Raw genomic sequence first — 14,593 nt, forward strand, 5'->3', positions numbered from 1 at the left:
AGCGGTCCGAACCGCGTCGCCGTGAACCGCTTTCGGGCCGATACCGACCCGTACCGCGACGCGAGACCGGTGTTCTCCCGGCGGCCCGATGGACGACCTAGTCGTACGTGAACAGTCGGACGTCGCAGTCGGGACAGCGCAACTTCTCCGCGGGCGTCGATCCGATCGGCGTCACCTCGCCGCAGCAGGTCGACTGCGAGACGGTCAGTTCGCGGTCACAGCGGGGACACCGCTCGAGGAGCGACCGGAGCGGTCGGCCGGCGGCGAGGCGGACGCGCTCGTCGTCGATCCGGGGCTCCAGAGCGCGGGCGGCGGCGAGTTCGGCGACCGCGACGACCGCGTCGAGCGAGACGCCGCGACTGCCGTCCCCGACCAGGCGGACCGTCGACGGCCGGCCGCGCCAGTCCCGGCCGACCCGCGCGTCGATCGACGAGTCGGTCAGCGCGTCCGCCTCGGCGGCGAGCTCCTCGAGCTCACGACCACGGAGGTGGTCCATCTCCCGACGCCACTCGGTCCGAAACGACTCCTCGAGCCGGAGTTCCTCACCCGCCGGAACGACGACGCCAGCCTCGAGCAGCGCGGTGACGACCGTCTCGCCGCTCGGTGGTGCCGCGTCGGCTTCCTCGTCGGCGATGTCGGCGTCGGACAACGATCCGGCGTCGCGCTCGCGAGCGTCGTCGTGAACGCCGACATCGACGGGGAGCGCGGCGACCAGTCGTGGCGCGAACCGTGGCGTGTACGGAACGAGGTAGCCGCGCAGCCAGATCGCGACGGCACCGACGACGGCGACCGCCGCGGCGACGGTCCGGCGTCCGGTAACCGTCAGGATGCCGACCCCGACCGTTAGCAGGATGCCGTTCGCGATCGTACACGGCCAACACCGGTCGTCACCGGTGTACGCCGGCCGCCGGATCAGTTCTTTCGTGTTTCCCATTGACAGTCGGTTTTCGTTCGAACCACCTTGAATATGGCCTCCACAGACACATTTTTTTCCAGCGAGTGTAATAATCAACTGGGATGATTACACGCAGTACAGCGAATCGACCGGGTACGATGCTCGACGATGGACGGTGACGAACTAACCGAGATCCTCGAGGACGCGGGGCTCTCGCCGTATCAGTCGGATGCGTACGTCACGCTGCTCGGTCTCGGGTCCGCGTCGGCGACCGACATCGCACAGGCCAGCGACGTCCCGGATCCGCGAATCTACGACGTGTTGCGCGGCCTCGAGGAGGCGGGATACATCGAGACCTACGAGCAGGACAGTCTCCACGCTCGCGCACACGACCCGGCGAACGTGCTGGCCGACCTCCGCTCGCGGGCGACTCGCTTCGAGACGGCGGCCAACGAGATCGAGGATCGGTGGAGTCGACCGGACCTCGAGGAGCACAAGGTGAGCATCGTCAAGCGCCTCGACACGGTCCTGGCGCGGGCCGACGAGTTGATTCGCTCGGCGACGAATCAGGTCCAGATCGGCCTCACCCCCGCGCAGTTCGACGAGCTGTCGGACGCGCTGACGGCTGCCCACGAATCGGGGGTCGACGTCAAGATCTGTCTGTTTCCGTTGACCACCACGGAGACGGACGTTCCGTCGAGGGAGTCGTTGGCCGATGCCTGTACCGAGGCGCGGTACCGGAACCTCCCCTCGCCGTTCGTGGCGCTCGTCGACCGATCGTGGACCTGTTTCTCCCCGCACGGCCAATCGACCAACGAGTACGGGGTCATCGTCAACGATCGAACGCACACGTACGTCTTCCACTGGTACTTCCTCACCTGTCTCTGGGAGATCCACGACACGATCTACTCGGCGCGAGGCGACGACCCGCCGATCACGTACGTCGACCTCCGGCAGTGTCTCCGCGACGTCGAACCGTTGCTCGAGGACGGGGCCACGATCGAGGCCACCGTCTACGGGTTCGAGACGGACACGGGCCGCGAAGTAACGCGACGGGGAACGATCACCGACCTCACGTACACGGGCCACTCGACGGTGGACGGGCAACAGACGGCGCTGTTCCATCTCGCGGGCAAGGCCTCGCTGACGCTCGCGACCGACGACGGGACGTACACCGTCGGGGGGTGGGGAGCGATGCTCGAGGATTACGAGGCGACGCGGATCACGATCGAGTCGATCGACTGAGGCGGCCGGACCACTCTCCGCCGTTCGTGTTATTTTTCTCCACTTGTAGTCCGATTGGGGTACAGATAGCGACTGAAACGGGAGAACAGTGAACGAATATGTTCCGCTAGCCGGACGATTCCGATGGTGCTGCCAATTAACAACGGCCGTTGTACTCAGTCCATTAACTATATACCGAATGAATATCATAGAGCAGTATATGAGTGATAAACACTCTCACGGAAAGGGGAAGAACGACTCGAGCGTCTCGCGGCGGACGTTCGTCAAAGCGGCGGGTGCGAGCGGGGCGACGGTCAGTCTGGCCGGCTGTATCTACGGCGGCGAGTCGTCGTCGGACGCCGTCACCGTGGGGATGGATCCGAACCTCATCGACGCGGTCGGCGAAGAGGTCGTCCAGCTGCTCGCGGACAGTGGCGCGGACGGGATCGACATCGAGTTGCAAGCCGGGGACGAAGACACGGGCGACCGACGGGACACGTACACGAATCTGCTTCAGGCCGGCGAATCGCAACCGGACCTGCTCCTGATGGACAACGGGTGGGTGAACGTCTTCATCCAGCGCGGTCACATCGCCAACCTCAGCGACGAACTCGACGACGACGACCTCTCTACGGTACAGGACGAGTACTTCGAGTCGTTCACCGCGACGGCTCGCCACCCCGACTCGGACGATCTGTACGGCGTCCCGATATTCCCGGACTACCCGACGATGCAGTACCGAAAGGACTACGCTCGGGAGGCCGGCTACGGCGAGTCCGACTTCGATGAGTGGGCCACGGAGCCGATGACCTGGCAGGAGTGGGCCGAGGTCACCGAGGAGATCGTCGCAGCCTCCGACGCGAGCTACGGGCTCGCAACCCAGTGGGACGCTTACGAGGGAACGTCCTGCTGTACGTGGAACGAGGTCATGTCCTCGTTCGGCGGCGCGTACTTCGGCGGACGCGACAACCTGTTCGGCACGGTCGGGGACCGTCCCGTGACAGTCGACGAACCCGAGTTCATCGAGGGACTCCGCATGATGCGGACGTTCGTCGCAGACGAACACGGCGAGGACACCCTCGACGAGTATCCGACCGGGATCGCCACGCCGGATATCACTTCCTGGCAGGAGGAAGACGCACGCGAAGCCATCCTCGGAGGCGAAGCGGTCATGCAGCGAAACTGGCCGTACGCGATCAATCAGAACACCGAGGTCGCCAAAGACCCGATTCCGGTCGAGGACTACGGCGCGATGCCGATCCCGTACGGCGTGACCAAGGACGAGGCGGCCCAGCCCGGAACCGGCGGCTCCACGGCCGCGCTGGGCGGCTGGCACATGACGCTGAATCCGAACTCGCAGCACACGGAGGACGCGATCGAGGTCATCCGCGCGATGATGACCGACGACTTCAATCTCGGCATGTTCGACCTCTACGGGTGGATCCCGCCGAAGCCGAACCTGTTCGACACCCAGGAGGCCGCGGAGATCGAACCGATGGGGAACTACCTCGATACGCTCCGGGTCGCCGGCGAAAACGCGATGCCCCGTCCCGTGACTCTCGTCTGGCCGAACGAGTCGACCCGCATCGCCGAGGAAGTGAACGCGGCGGTCGCCGGCGACAAGCGTCCCGAAGACGCGGCCGCGGATCTCCAGGGTGGACTCGAAGAGATCGAAGCGGACGGATAAGATGAGCACCGAAGATAGAACGCCCGGCCCCACGCGGCAATCGAACCGGTCGGGTCCGCTCGTCGCGATCACACGCTGGCTGGAGAACCTCGGCGAGACCGGGTTCGCCTACCTGCTGTTGACGCCGGTGTTCCTCCTGCTGGTGTCGATCGCGCTCTACCCGCTGTTGCGGACGTTCGAGCTGTCGATGTACCAGAACGTCCTGTCCGATCCGGAGTTCGTCGGCGTCGAGAACTACGTCGAACTGTTCACCGGGGGGGCAGATCCCAAACTCCCGGGATCGACGACGTTCCTCCCCGACATCAGCGTCGACGGGACCTTCCCGTTCGTCCACGTCGGCGGCGTCCTGCGGAGCGCACTGGCGGTGACGATCATCTTCACCGTCGTGACCGTCTTCTTCGAGACGCTCATCGGGTTCGGACAGGCGCTGGTCCTCGACCAGGATTTCCGCGGTCGCCGGTGGGTTCGCGCAGCCATCATCATCCCGTGGGCCATCCCGATCGTCATCCAGGGGATGATCTTCTACCTGATGTTCCACCCGAGCGCCGGGTTCCTGACGGAACCGCTGTCCAGACTGGGGCTCGTCCAACTGAACAACACGTTCAACGATACGGCAAGCTCGCTGCTGATACTCTCGGTCGCGGACATCTGGAAGACGTCGGCGTTCATGGCGTTGCTCATCCTCGCGGGCCTCCAGAGCATCGATCGGAGTCTCTACGACGTCGCGGAAGTCGCCGGCGCCAACAAGTGGCAGCAGTTCAAGATGATCACGCTCCCGCTCGTGTTACCGTCGCTCGGCATCGCGATCCTGTTCCGGACCATCGCCGCGATGCGGATCTACGGCCTCATCGACTCGGTGTCGGGTTGCTCGACCGTCCCATCGTTATCGTGCATGGTCGTCACGACGTTCGGTACGAACCGCGGTCTCGCGGCCGCGGTCGCGTTCGTCACCGCCGGCATCATCGCCGTCGCGGTGTTGGGCGTGATCTACCAGCAGTACAAGGAGGGGTTCTGAGATGGCAGCGCAAGCTGATACTGCGTCCAAATCGGCCGAGGACGAAAACAAGGGGCCGCTCGAGCGGTGGGCCCACGGCGTCGTCACCGAACCCGACAAACGCAAACGGCACTACAGAGCGTTGTTCTACGTCGTCACCGGGTTCTTCCTCGTGACGACGCTGTTCCCGTTCTACTGGCTTCTCGTGCTCGCACTGACGCCGAGTGGCCAGATCAGGCAAGGCGACTGGAACGTGTCCGTTCCCCTCCTGGGCGACGTGCCGTTCCCGACGCCGCAGGGATTCAACGTCACCGCCTTCGTGGAGGTGTTCCAGCAGGTACCGTTCCACCTCTACATGTTCAACAGCTTCGTGCTCGCGACGGCGACGACGCTCATCGTCATCGTCCTCGCGAGCCTTGCGGGGTACGTTTTCGGCCGCCTCGAGTTCCCCGGACGCAGCGTGATGATGCTCGCCATCCTGGCGGTCTCGTATTTCCCGCCGGCGGCGTTCCTGATCCCGCTGTACGATGCGTTCCTCGGCAATCCGGTGACGGTGCCGTTCCTGAGCATCGAATTGTTCTCGCCGCCGCGGCTCGTCAACACGCCGGGCTCGATGATCATGCCCTTCAGCGCGCTGTTCCTGCCGCTCGCAATCTTCATCCTCACGACGTTTTACGGGCAGATTCCGGACGGGCTCGAGGACGCGGCGCGCGTCGAGGGAACGACCCGGCTGGGCGCGCTGTTTCGCGTGATTATGCCGCTGTCGGCGCCCGGCGTCGTGACGGCGGCCGTGCTGACGTTCATCTCGGTCTACAACGAGTACTTCTTCAGCTCGATCATGGCGATACAGAACGAGCCCAACCAGTGGTCGCCGCTGGTCGGCGGCATCCTCAGCTACCAGACCCAGTACACGACGGACTTCAACCTCATGGCGGCCGCCAGCATCGTCGGCGTGTTGCCCATGCTGATCATCGTCGTCGTCGCACAGGAAAAGATCGTCAGCGGACTGACCGACGGAGCACTCAAAGAATAACAATGGCACGAGTACGACTCGACAACGTTACGAAACGCTACGAAGACATCGTCGCCGTCGACGAGATGGATCTGGAGATCGAGGACGGCGAGTTCGTCTGCCTCGTCGGCCCCTCGGGCTGCGGGAAGTCGACGACCATGGAGACCATCGCCGGCCTCACCAAACCGACCGAGGGGACGATCACGATCGGTGAGACCGACGTCACCAAGCTCCCCCCGAAGGACCGGGGCGTCGCGATGGTCTTCCAGAACATCGCGCTGTTCCCGCACATGGACGTCTACGACAACATCTCGTTCGGACTGCGCCTCCGGAAGTACGACCAGGAGGTGATCGACCGCCGCGTCGAGCGCGCCTCCGACGTCGTCCAGCTCGAGGGGATGCTCGATCGGATGCCCGACGAACTCTCGGGCGGCCAACAACAGCGGGTGGCGATCGCCCGCGCGATCGTCCGCGAGCCGGACGTCTTCCTGATGGACGAGCCGCTGGCAAACCTGGACGCGAAGCTGCGCGTCCACATGCGGACGGAGCTCCAGCGGCTGCACAAGCAACTCGATACGACGATCATCTACGTCACCCACGATCAGGCCGAGGCGATGACCATGTCCGACCGGATCGCGGTCATCAACGCCGGCGAACTCCAGCAGATCGATCCGCCGCTGGTCTGCTACAACGAGCCGGCGAACCGGTTCGTCGCCGGCTTCATCGGCTCACCGTCGATGAACTTCGTCGAGGGTGAACTGACCGAAACCGGCCTCGAGACGGACCACTTCGACGTCGAGTTCGACGTCGACGGCCTCGAGGTCGCCCCCGGCGACGCCGTCACGATGGGCATCCGTCCCGAGGACATCTACCCCGTGGATACCGCCGACTCGCCGGCCAGTTCGTCGGCGGTCATCGACGCGACCACCGACGTTTTGGAGCCGATGGGCGACGAGATCTTCGTCTACCTCACACTCGACGGCTCGGGTGGGGGGATGATGACGAGCGAGGAGGCCTCGAACGCGTCGAACCAGCTGCTGATGAGCGTCGATCCCGACTCGGCGATCACGGAGGACGACGAGGTCCGCGTCGAACTCGATCGGTCGAAGATTCACCTGTTCGAGGCAGCGTCGGGCGACGCGATCGCCCACGGGGTCGCAGCGCTGTCGGACTCGGCCGACTCGGCGGGTCCGGCGACAGAGGGCGCGCGAGCCGAGGCCGACTCGGGAGGAGCCCATGAGTGATCTCGTCCCGGTCGTCTACTACGGCGGCCTGCTCGCGCTCTACTTCTTCTGGATCTACGGGATCGTCTCGTTCGGTCTCGACCTGAAGAACAAGATCGTTCCGGGACTCAAGCAGTATCGCCGCGGCCGAACGCAACGCGACGAACGACGAACGCAAGATGACGAACGTGCTACCAACGAAGAGCAGCTGTACTGATCGCAGACGACTCCCGACCGCCCCGGGTAGCGCCGGACCGGAGGGCGAACGATGACCGGCGAGTACGCGGACGTTCGAACCGGTATCGTCGGTCTCGGGAACATCGGCCACCACCACGCCGACCGGCTCGTCGAGCTCGGCGTGCCGCTGGTCGGCGGGATGGACATCGCCCCCGACGCGCGCTCCCGGTTCGCCGACCGGTACGACGTCCCGGTCTACGACGACTGCCACGACCTCTACGACGAGGTCGACGCCGTCGTCATTACGACGCCGAACAAGTATCACGAGGAGTACACCGTCGCCGCCCTCGAGCGCGGCTGTCACGTGCTCCTCGAGAAGCCGCTGGCGAACACGCTCGAGAGCGCGGAGCGGATCGCCGACGCGGCGGCGACCGCCGAGGGAACGGTCAAGATCGGGTTCAACAACCGGTTCCTGAACGCCGTCCAGCTCGTCCGCAACCGGATCGATCGCGGCAAGTTCGGGGAGGTCACCCACGTCGAGGCCAACTACGTCCGACGGCGCGGTATCCCGGGTCGCGGTTCGTGGTTTACGCGCCGGGAGATCTCCGGCGGCGGCGCGCTCATCGACCTCGGCGTCCACGCGATCGACCTCTCGATGTACCTGCTCGGCTATCCGGCCGTCGAGGAGGTCTCCGGGGTCACCCGGTCCGAGTTCGGCGACCGAGACGACTACGCCTACCTCGAGATGTGGGGCGACGACAGCGGCCCCGAGGCGTTCGACGTCGACGACTCGGCCAGCGCCTTCGTCCGCTGTGCGGGGAACCGAACGGTCTCGCTCGAGGTGGCGTGGGCGACCAACCGGCCGGCGACCCACGAGTTCGTCGTCCGCGGCACCGAAGCCGCCGCTCGGTTCGATCTCCTCGAGGGCGATCTCACCATCCACTCGGCGAGCGCGGACGGTCCCGATCACCTGCTCGATACGACCGTCGAAACGTCGGAGAACGATACCCACGCGGACGAACAGCGGGCGTTTTTCGACGCCGTCACGACCAGTCGCGATATCGGCGGCGACATCGAGGACGCGCTGACCGTCCAGCGGATCATCGACGGCATCTACCGCTCGAGCGAGGGCGGCCACACCGTCGATCCGGCCGACGCGGAGCCCTGACTGCGGCTCCGGCGTGACCCGCCGGAATCGCGCCGTCGGCGTTCCTCGAGAACGCGGCCCGAATCGACCCGATTAGACCACTCTGTGTTTATTTTCTTCATCTAATTCCGTGAAATTTATATCCGCAGAACGGTTCCGACGAACCGTATGGATATCGGTGTACACACGCCACCGCTCGCGGACGAATCGCTCGAGGACGCGCTCGCGTATCTCGCCGATGTCGGCGTCGACGCGATCGAACCCGGCGTCGGCGGCTACCCCGGCGACGACCACCTCGATCGTCGGGCGTCTCTCGACGACGAGGACGCACAGACCGAGTTACGGGGACTGCTCGAGGAGCACGGGATGCGGATCAGCGCGCTCGCGACGCACAACAACCCGCTCCATCCGGACGACGAGCAGGCCGCGGCGGCGGACACCGAACTGCGCGAGGCGATCCGGCTGGCCGCCCAGCTCGAGGTCGGGACCGTCACCTGTTTCTCGGGACTGCCCGCCGGGAGTCCCTCCGACGAGACGCCCAACTGGATCACCGCGCCGTGGCCGTCCGAGCACGCCGAGGCTCACGAGTACCAGTGGGACGTCGCCGTCGACTACTGGGGTGACCTCGCCGCGTACGCGGACGACCACGGGGTCGACCTGGCCATCGAGATGCACCCGAACATGCTGGTGTACGAGCCCCACGGCATGGCGCGCCTGCGCGAGGAGACGAACGATCGCGTGGGAGCGAACTTCGACCCCTCCCACCTCTACTGGCAGGGGATCTCCGTCACCGACGCCGTCCGCTTCCTCGACGACGCGATCCACCACGTCCACGCCAAGGACACCAGGATCTACGAGGAACAGGCCCGCGAGAAGGGCGTCCTCGACACCACGGCCTACGACGAGGCGGCCGACCGGTCGTGGCTCTTCCGCTCCGTCGGCTACGGCCACGACGAGTCCCACTGGAAGGACCTCGTCTCGACGCTCCGGATGGTCGGCTACGACGGCGCGCTGAGCATCGAGCACGAGGACTCGCTGACCAGTTCCCGCGAGGGACTCGAGAAAGCGATCGACCTGCTCGAGCGGGCCGTCTTCCGGGACCAGCCGGGCGAGGCCTACTGGGCGGAGTGATCGCCGCTCGACGGTAATTCGGCGTCGAACCGCCGCGTGTCGGCCGGTGCGAACGCCGTGACGGAAAGTTCTAACAACACCTATTGTGAATGAATAGCCATGACACTGGAAGTCGGCGTTCTCGGCTATCGGTTCATGGGCAAAGCGCACGCGAACGCGATGGCGCGGCTCCCGATGTTCTTCCCGGACGCGCCCGAGATCGAACGCAGCGTGCTCGTCGGTCGCGACGAGGAGGCGCTCGCGGACGCCGCCGATCGACTCGGGTTCGCGTCGGTATCGACGGACTGGGGCGAGGTCGTCGACGACGTCGACGTCTTCTACAACCTCGGTCCGAACCACGTCCACGCCGAGCCGTCGATCGCCGCCCTCGAGGCCGGCACGCCGGTCTTCTGCGAGAAGCCGCTCGCGCCGACGCTCGAAGCGGCCGACGCGATGGCCGAGGCGGCGCGCGACGCCGGCGACGACGTTCCCGCGGGCTGTGCGTTCAACTACCGGTTCGTGCCGGCGATCCGGTACGCGAAGCGACTGCTCGAGGCCGGCGAACTCGGCGAGATCCACCACGTCCGCGGGCGCTACCTGCAGGACTGGCTGGTCGATCCCGACGCACCGTGGTCGTGGCGCAACGACGAAGAGCTGGCGGGGTCGGGCGCGCTGGGCGACCTCGGCGCACACACCGTCGACCTCGTCCGGTTCCTCGTCGGCGACGACGACCTCGCCGGCGAGATGGAACGCGTCAGCGGACATCTGCAGACGTTCGTCGACGAGCGGCCGGTCGACGGCGAGGACGAGACCCGGCCCGTCACCGTCGACGACGCCTACTCCGCACAACTCGCGTTCGAGAACGGCGCGATGGGGACCCTCGAGGCCTCCCGGTTCGCGACGGGCCACAAGAACGACCACACCGTCGAGATCCACGGCTCCGAGGGGAGCCTGCGGTTCTCCCTCGAGCGGCTGAACGAGCTCGAGGTGCTCCGAGCGGACGAGAATCGCGGCTACGAGACGATCCTCGTCACCGACGAGGACGACCCCTACGTCGACCACTGGTGGCCGCCGGGCCACGTGCTGGGCTGGGAGCACACGTTCGTCCACGAGAACTACGAGTTCCTGAGCGCGGTCGAGCGCGGCGGCGAGTTCGCACCGAACTTCGAGGACGGCCTGGCCGCACAGCGAGTGCTCGCCGCGATCGAGGAGAGCGACGACCGCGGCGAGTGGGTATCCATCTCGTAACCGACCGACAACAGACTCGTCGAACCGTCGATCGCCCGGATGCACGAGGTGGATGCCGCATCGACCACTACTCCGATTCGAGTTCGATCGACTCGAGCCCGTACCGGTTCTCCGTCGGGTGGGGCCGATACCCGCCGAGCTCGGATGCCGTCGCGACGACGTTCGTGTAGTTCGTGAGGAAAGCGACCGGGGCCTCCTCGAGAACGATCGACTGAATCTCGTCGTACCGCTCCCGTCGCTCTTCACGGTCGGTACGTTCTCGTGCCTCCTCGAGGAGTGAATCGACCCTCCCGTTCTCGTAGCCGTGATGAAGCGTCGTCTCCCTCGAGTGGACCAACTCGGCGAGCCGGTCGGGATCCGGATACCAGAGCATCCCCCAGGACGTGAGATAGCCGTCGAACGGCTCCTGAGTGACCTCGTCGAGCATCGCGTTGTACTCCATCGTCGTGACGTCGACGTCGAACCCGACCCGACCGAGCTGGGTCTGGACCGCCTCGGCGATCAGTGGCAGACTCCGGGCGTCGAACGTCGTGAACTCGATCGACAGGGACCCTCCGTCACGTGTTCGGACGTCGTCGTTCGACCCGACCGTCCAGCCGGCAGCCGACAGCAGGGAGCGGGCCCGGTCTGGATCGTGGGTGTACCCCTCGAGATCCGGGTTCGCCCACTCCGTGACGGACGCTGGGAAGGGCCCGACCGCGGGTTCGTCGACGCCCTCGAGGAGCGAATCGCAGATCACCGCCCGGTCGATGGCGTAGTTGACAGCCCGACGAACGCGTTCGTCGTCGAACGGTACCGACTTCGTATCGAACGTGAGGAACCTGATCCGGGGGATTTCGGGCGTATACACGTCGATATCGGCCGCCGATTCGAGCGAGCCGACCATCTCCGCCGGGAGGATCCTGGCCATCTCGAGCGCTCCACTCTCGAGTTTCATGCGACGGGTCTGGTCGTCTTCGACGATTTCGTAACGTACCGACTCAATCTCCGGGAGCCGTCCGTAGTACTCGTCGTTTCGGACGGCCCGAAGTTTGGACCCGGTGTGGAACGAATCGAAGACGAACGGACCGGTACTGATCGGCTCCGTGATGGTCCCGTCGCCGTCTGCGACGGCGTCCGGACTCAGGATGACCGCTTCGTTTCGCGAGAGATGTGCCGGGAGCGGCGCGAACGGGATGCCGGTTTCGACGGCGACTGTCATCTCGTCTGTCGCCTCGACGGTTTCGATCGGTACGTCCGCGAACGCCGTCGATTCGATCGTTCGGCGGAGCGACTCGACGACGGCTGCCCCATCGAGCGACGCACCGTCGTGGAACGTCACACCCTCGCGGAGCGAAAACCGCCAGTTGTGGTCGTCCAGGCGCTCCCACCCGGTCGCGAGACCGGGTGCCGGGTTGGCCTCGTAATCGACGCCGACGAGCGCCTCGGTGATACCGAGTCGCCGGAGGGTATGGCCACCGTCGAGGGGGTCCCTGTTCGCGTCCCACGGAGAACCGATGCGAACGTCGGCATCACCGTCGCCGCCCGAGAGACACCCCGCGAGCGCGAGTGTGCTGGCGCCGATCGTTTTGAGTGCGGTACGTCGATTCGTCGCGAGTCGGTCGTCGTCGTTCATAGTACAGTCGTTCGTCAGTCGGTGGTGGTGTTCTCGGACTCCGCCGCTCTCCGGCCGTCGATCCCGTCCTCGCCACCCCACTCGCCGGCGTATAGGCATCGCACTCGAGCCTCGCCGACGGTCTCGACAGTCGGTTCGACACGCGAACAATCCGCCTCGGAGACCGGGCAGCGGGGGTGGAACGAACAGCCCTCAGGCGGTGATGTGGGACTCGGCGGGTCCGCGGCGAGGGTATCGATACCGGTCCGATCGGTCCCGCGGTCACCCGGTATCGCGTCCAGCAACGACTGGGTGTACGGATGCGCCGGTCGCGAGAGCACCTGTCGGGCCGGGCCGATCTCGACGAGCTGACCGAGATACATCACTGCGACGCGATCGGCGACGTGGCGAACGACCTCGAGATCGTGGGAGACGAACAGGGCGGCGAACCCCAAGGCGTCTTGAAGGTCGGCGAGGAGGTTGAGTACCGTCGCCTGGGTCGACACGTCGAGCGCGGCCGTCGGTTCGTCGAGGATCAGTACGGACGGTTCCAGCGCGAGCGCGCGTGCGATCGCGACGCGCTGTTGCTGGCCACCGGACAGCTGGCGGGGGTACCGATCGACGTACTCGGACGGGAGGCCGACGAGCGAGAGCAGTTCGTCGATGCGGTCGCGCCGGCGGGATCGGGTCCAGCCGGCTTCGATCAGCGGTTCGGCGACCGACTGGCCGACCGTCCGCTTCGGATCGAGGCTCCGGCCCGGGTGCTGGAAAACGACGCCGAACTCGGCGAGCTGGACGTCCGTCCGGGTATCGACGCCGCCGACCTGATCCCCGCGGAGTCGGATGGTGCCGTTCGCCGGCTCCTCGAGCCCCGCGACCAACCGTGCGAGCGTCGACTTCCCACAGCCGCTCTCACCGACGAGTCCGACCGTCTCGTCGGCCCACAGTGCCAGGCTGAGGTTCCTGACCGCCGTCTCTCCCTCGTCGTCCCCGCGACCGAGGATTCGATCCAGCAGCGTATCGGTTCCCGCGTAGGATTTCGTGACGCTCTCGAGTTCGACGAGTGGTCGATCGGCCGTCGCCGCCGTCACCGCTTCGGCGTCGTCGCTCGCTCGCTCGTCGAACCGGGACCGAGCGGGCCCCGTGCCGTCCTGCGAGGGAGTCGTGGGTCCGCACTGTCCGTCGGCGGACGTCGCCTGCACCGGTTCCGATCCGGGCCTCGAGTCGACGCCGGTTCCGTGCATCGATTCCGGGGAGGCGTCCCGGGCCGCCCGAACGCCACATCGGGCGGTGTGGCCAGCCGTTACCTGAACGGCCGGTTGCGAGGTGTCGAGACAGTTCTCCGTCGCAAACGGACAGCGGTCGGCGAACCGACAGCCGGTCGAGGGTGGAGCATCGTCCGACGGCGTCCCTGCTACCGTCGGGAGCCGCGACTGGGGGTCGGATCGACGTGGGAGCGATCCGAGCAACGCTTTCGTGTACGGGTGGGCAGGATTCGAGCGAAGTTCGTCGGTCGGCCCTCGTTCGACGACGGCTCCGTCGTACATGACGACGATCCGGTCGCAAAGCGCCGAGACGACCCCGAGATCGTGGCTGATCAGTAGCATTCCCATCCCCGCTTCCGTATTGAGAGTGGCGAGCCGATCGAGAATCGCGGCCTGGGTCGTCGTGTCTAGCGCCGTCGTCGGTTCGTCGGCGATCAGCACCGACGGTCGGCGAGCGAGCGCGAGCGCGAGCGCGAGCATCGCTCGCTGGCGCATGCCGCCGCTGAACTCGTGCGGATAGGCGTCGATTCGCTCTGCTGGCTGGCGAATACCGACCGTCTCCATCAACTCGAGGACCCTCTGTCGCGTCGTTCGCGACCGGAGCCGCGAACTCGAGCCGGCCACAAGCTCCCGGAGAAACGGCTGGCGGTCCGGGTTCCGACGAATCCGTAGCGCCTCGGCGATCTGTTCCCCGACAGGATACGCCGGGTTGAGGGCCGTCGACGGGTCCTGGAAGGCCATCGCGAGCTCCCGACCGCGGAGTCGTCGCAGCGTCCGGTCGTCGGCCGTCGTCAGCTCCCGACCGTCGAACCGAATACTGCCGCCGACGATCTCGCCGGGCGCCTCGAGCCTGACGATCGATCTCGCGGTCACGGACTTTCCGCAGCCACTTTCGCCGACGAGACCGACGATTTCGCCGGGATCGACTTCGAACGACGCGCCGGTGACCGCGTGGACCGTTTCCGATCCGGTCTGGAACCGAACGCGAAGGTCGTCGACGGTGAGGGGTCCGCTCAC

12 protein-coding genes are annotated in these 14,593 nt (G+C 66.0%); 9 read left to right on the forward strand and 3 right to left on the reverse strand.

The annotated features are described in order from the left end of the window. Positions 1–97: 97 nt before the first annotated feature. Entirely contained in the window at positions 98–934 is an 837-nt protein-coding gene (locus BMX07_RS02050; protein WP_090612904.1) for a DUF8054 domain-containing protein, read from the reverse strand. Positions 935–1,063: 129 nt separating this feature from the next. On the opposite strand from BMX07_RS02050, the gene BMX07_RS02055 reads away from it, so the two are divergent. From BMX07_RS02055 to BMX07_RS02095, 9 genes are all read left to right on the forward strand, one after another. After that, a complete protein-coding gene (locus tag BMX07_RS02055; RefSeq protein WP_090612908.1) occupies positions 1,064–2,140 on the forward strand; it encodes a TrmB family transcriptional regulator in 1,077 nt (358 codons plus the stop codon). A gap of 199 nt (positions 2,141–2,339) precedes the next feature. Next, positions 2,340–3,806: a substrate-binding domain-containing protein gene (locus tag BMX07_RS02060; protein WP_090612912.1), complete on the forward strand. Its 1,467-nt coding sequence runs from the start codon at positions 2,340–2,342 to the stop codon at positions 3,804–3,806. Position 3,807: 1 nt separating this feature from the next. Next, entirely contained in the window at positions 3,808–4,821 is a 1,014-nt protein-coding gene (locus tag BMX07_RS02065) for a carbohydrate ABC transporter permease (RefSeq protein WP_090612915.1), read from the forward strand. A gap of 1 nt (position 4,822) precedes the next feature. Next, positions 4,823–5,833, forward strand: a complete 1,011-nt coding sequence (locus BMX07_RS02070) for a carbohydrate ABC transporter permease (protein WP_090612919.1) — start codon at positions 4,823–4,825, stop codon at positions 5,831–5,833. 2 nt (positions 5,834–5,835) lie between these two features. Further along, positions 5,836–7,056, forward strand: a complete 1,221-nt coding sequence (locus tag BMX07_RS02075) for an ABC transporter ATP-binding protein (protein WP_090612923.1) — start codon at positions 5,836–5,838, stop codon at positions 7,054–7,056. Further along, on the forward strand, positions 7,049–7,252 hold the full coding sequence (locus BMX07_RS02080; RefSeq protein ID WP_090612927.1) for a DUF8005 family protein: 204 nt from the start codon (positions 7,049–7,051) through the stop codon (positions 7,250–7,252). Before BMX07_RS02075 ends, BMX07_RS02080 begins: the two co-directional genes overlap by 8 nt. Before the next feature lie 51 nt (positions 7,253–7,303). Beyond that, positions 7,304–8,380, forward strand: a complete 1,077-nt coding sequence (locus BMX07_RS02085; RefSeq protein WP_090612930.1) for a Gfo/Idh/MocA family protein — start codon at positions 7,304–7,306, stop codon at positions 8,378–8,380. A gap of 147 nt (positions 8,381–8,527) precedes the next feature. Continuing rightward, a complete protein-coding gene (locus tag BMX07_RS02090; RefSeq protein ID WP_090612934.1) occupies positions 8,528–9,490 on the forward strand; it encodes a sugar phosphate isomerase/epimerase family protein in 963 nt (320 codons plus the stop codon). Positions 9,491–9,589: 99 nt separating this feature from the next. Beyond that, complete coding sequence (locus tag BMX07_RS02095) at positions 9,590–10,717, forward strand: Gfo/Idh/MocA family protein (protein ID WP_090612938.1); 1,128 nt, start codon at positions 9,590–9,592, stop codon at positions 10,715–10,717. Positions 10,718–10,784: 67 nt separating this feature from the next. Here the strand turns inward: BMX07_RS02095 and BMX07_RS02100 are convergent, their stop codons facing one another. Continuing rightward, positions 10,785–12,332 carry an ABC transporter substrate-binding protein gene (locus BMX07_RS02100; protein ID WP_090612941.1) on the reverse strand — a complete coding sequence of 516 codons (1,548 nt, stop codon included), beginning with the start codon at positions 12,330–12,332 and terminating at the stop codon, positions 10,785–10,787. Positions 12,333–12,346: 14 nt separating this feature from the next. Then, positions 12,347–14,593 carry a dipeptide ABC transporter ATP-binding protein gene (locus BMX07_RS02105; RefSeq protein ID WP_090614781.1) on the reverse strand — a complete coding sequence of 749 codons (2,247 nt, stop codon included), beginning with the start codon at positions 14,591–14,593 and terminating at the stop codon, positions 12,347–12,349.

Origin of the sequence: Natrinema salaciae (genome assembly GCF_900110865.1) — an archaeon.
Lineage (GTDB): Archaea > Halobacteriota > Halobacteria > Halobacteriales > Natrialbaceae > Natrinema > Natrinema salaciae.

Bases quoted from the DNA above. Each gene is read 5' to 3' on its own strand.
- BMX07_RS02080 (WP_090612927.1), top strand. From the start codon at position 7,049: ATGAGTGATCTCGTCCCGGTCGTCTACTACGGCGGCCTGCTCGCGCTC.
- BMX07_RS02065 (WP_090612915.1), top strand. From the start codon at position 3,808: ATGAGCACCGAAGATAGAACGCCCGGCCCCACGCGGCAATCGAACCGG.
- BMX07_RS02090 (WP_090612934.1), top strand. From the start codon at position 8,528: ATGGATATCGGTGTACACACGCCACCGCTCGCGGACGAATCGCTCGAG.
- BMX07_RS02070 (WP_090612919.1), top strand. From the start codon at position 4,823: ATGGCAGCGCAAGCTGATACTGCGTCCAAATCGGCCGAGGACGAAAAC.
- BMX07_RS02075 (WP_090612923.1), top strand. From the start codon at position 5,836: ATGGCACGAGTACGACTCGACAACGTTACGAAACGCTACGAAGACATC.
- BMX07_RS02085 (WP_090612930.1), top strand. From the start codon at position 7,304: ATGACCGGCGAGTACGCGGACGTTCGAACCGGTATCGTCGGTCTCGGG.
- BMX07_RS02060 (WP_090612912.1), top strand. From the start codon at position 2,340: ATGAGTGATAAACACTCTCACGGAAAGGGGAAGAACGACTCGAGCGTC.
- BMX07_RS02055 (WP_090612908.1), top strand. From the start codon at position 1,064: ATGGACGGTGACGAACTAACCGAGATCCTCGAGGACGCGGGGCTCTCG.
- BMX07_RS02100 (WP_090612941.1), bottom strand. From the start codon at position 12,332: ATGAACGACGACGACCGACTCGCGACGAATCGACGTACCGCACTCAAA.
- BMX07_RS02050 (WP_090612904.1), bottom strand. From the start codon at position 934: ATGGGAAACACGAAAGAACTGATCCGGCGGCCGGCGTACACCGGTGAC.
- BMX07_RS02095 (WP_090612938.1), top strand. From the start codon at position 9,590: ATGACACTGGAAGTCGGCGTTCTCGGCTATCGGTTCATGGGCAAAGCG.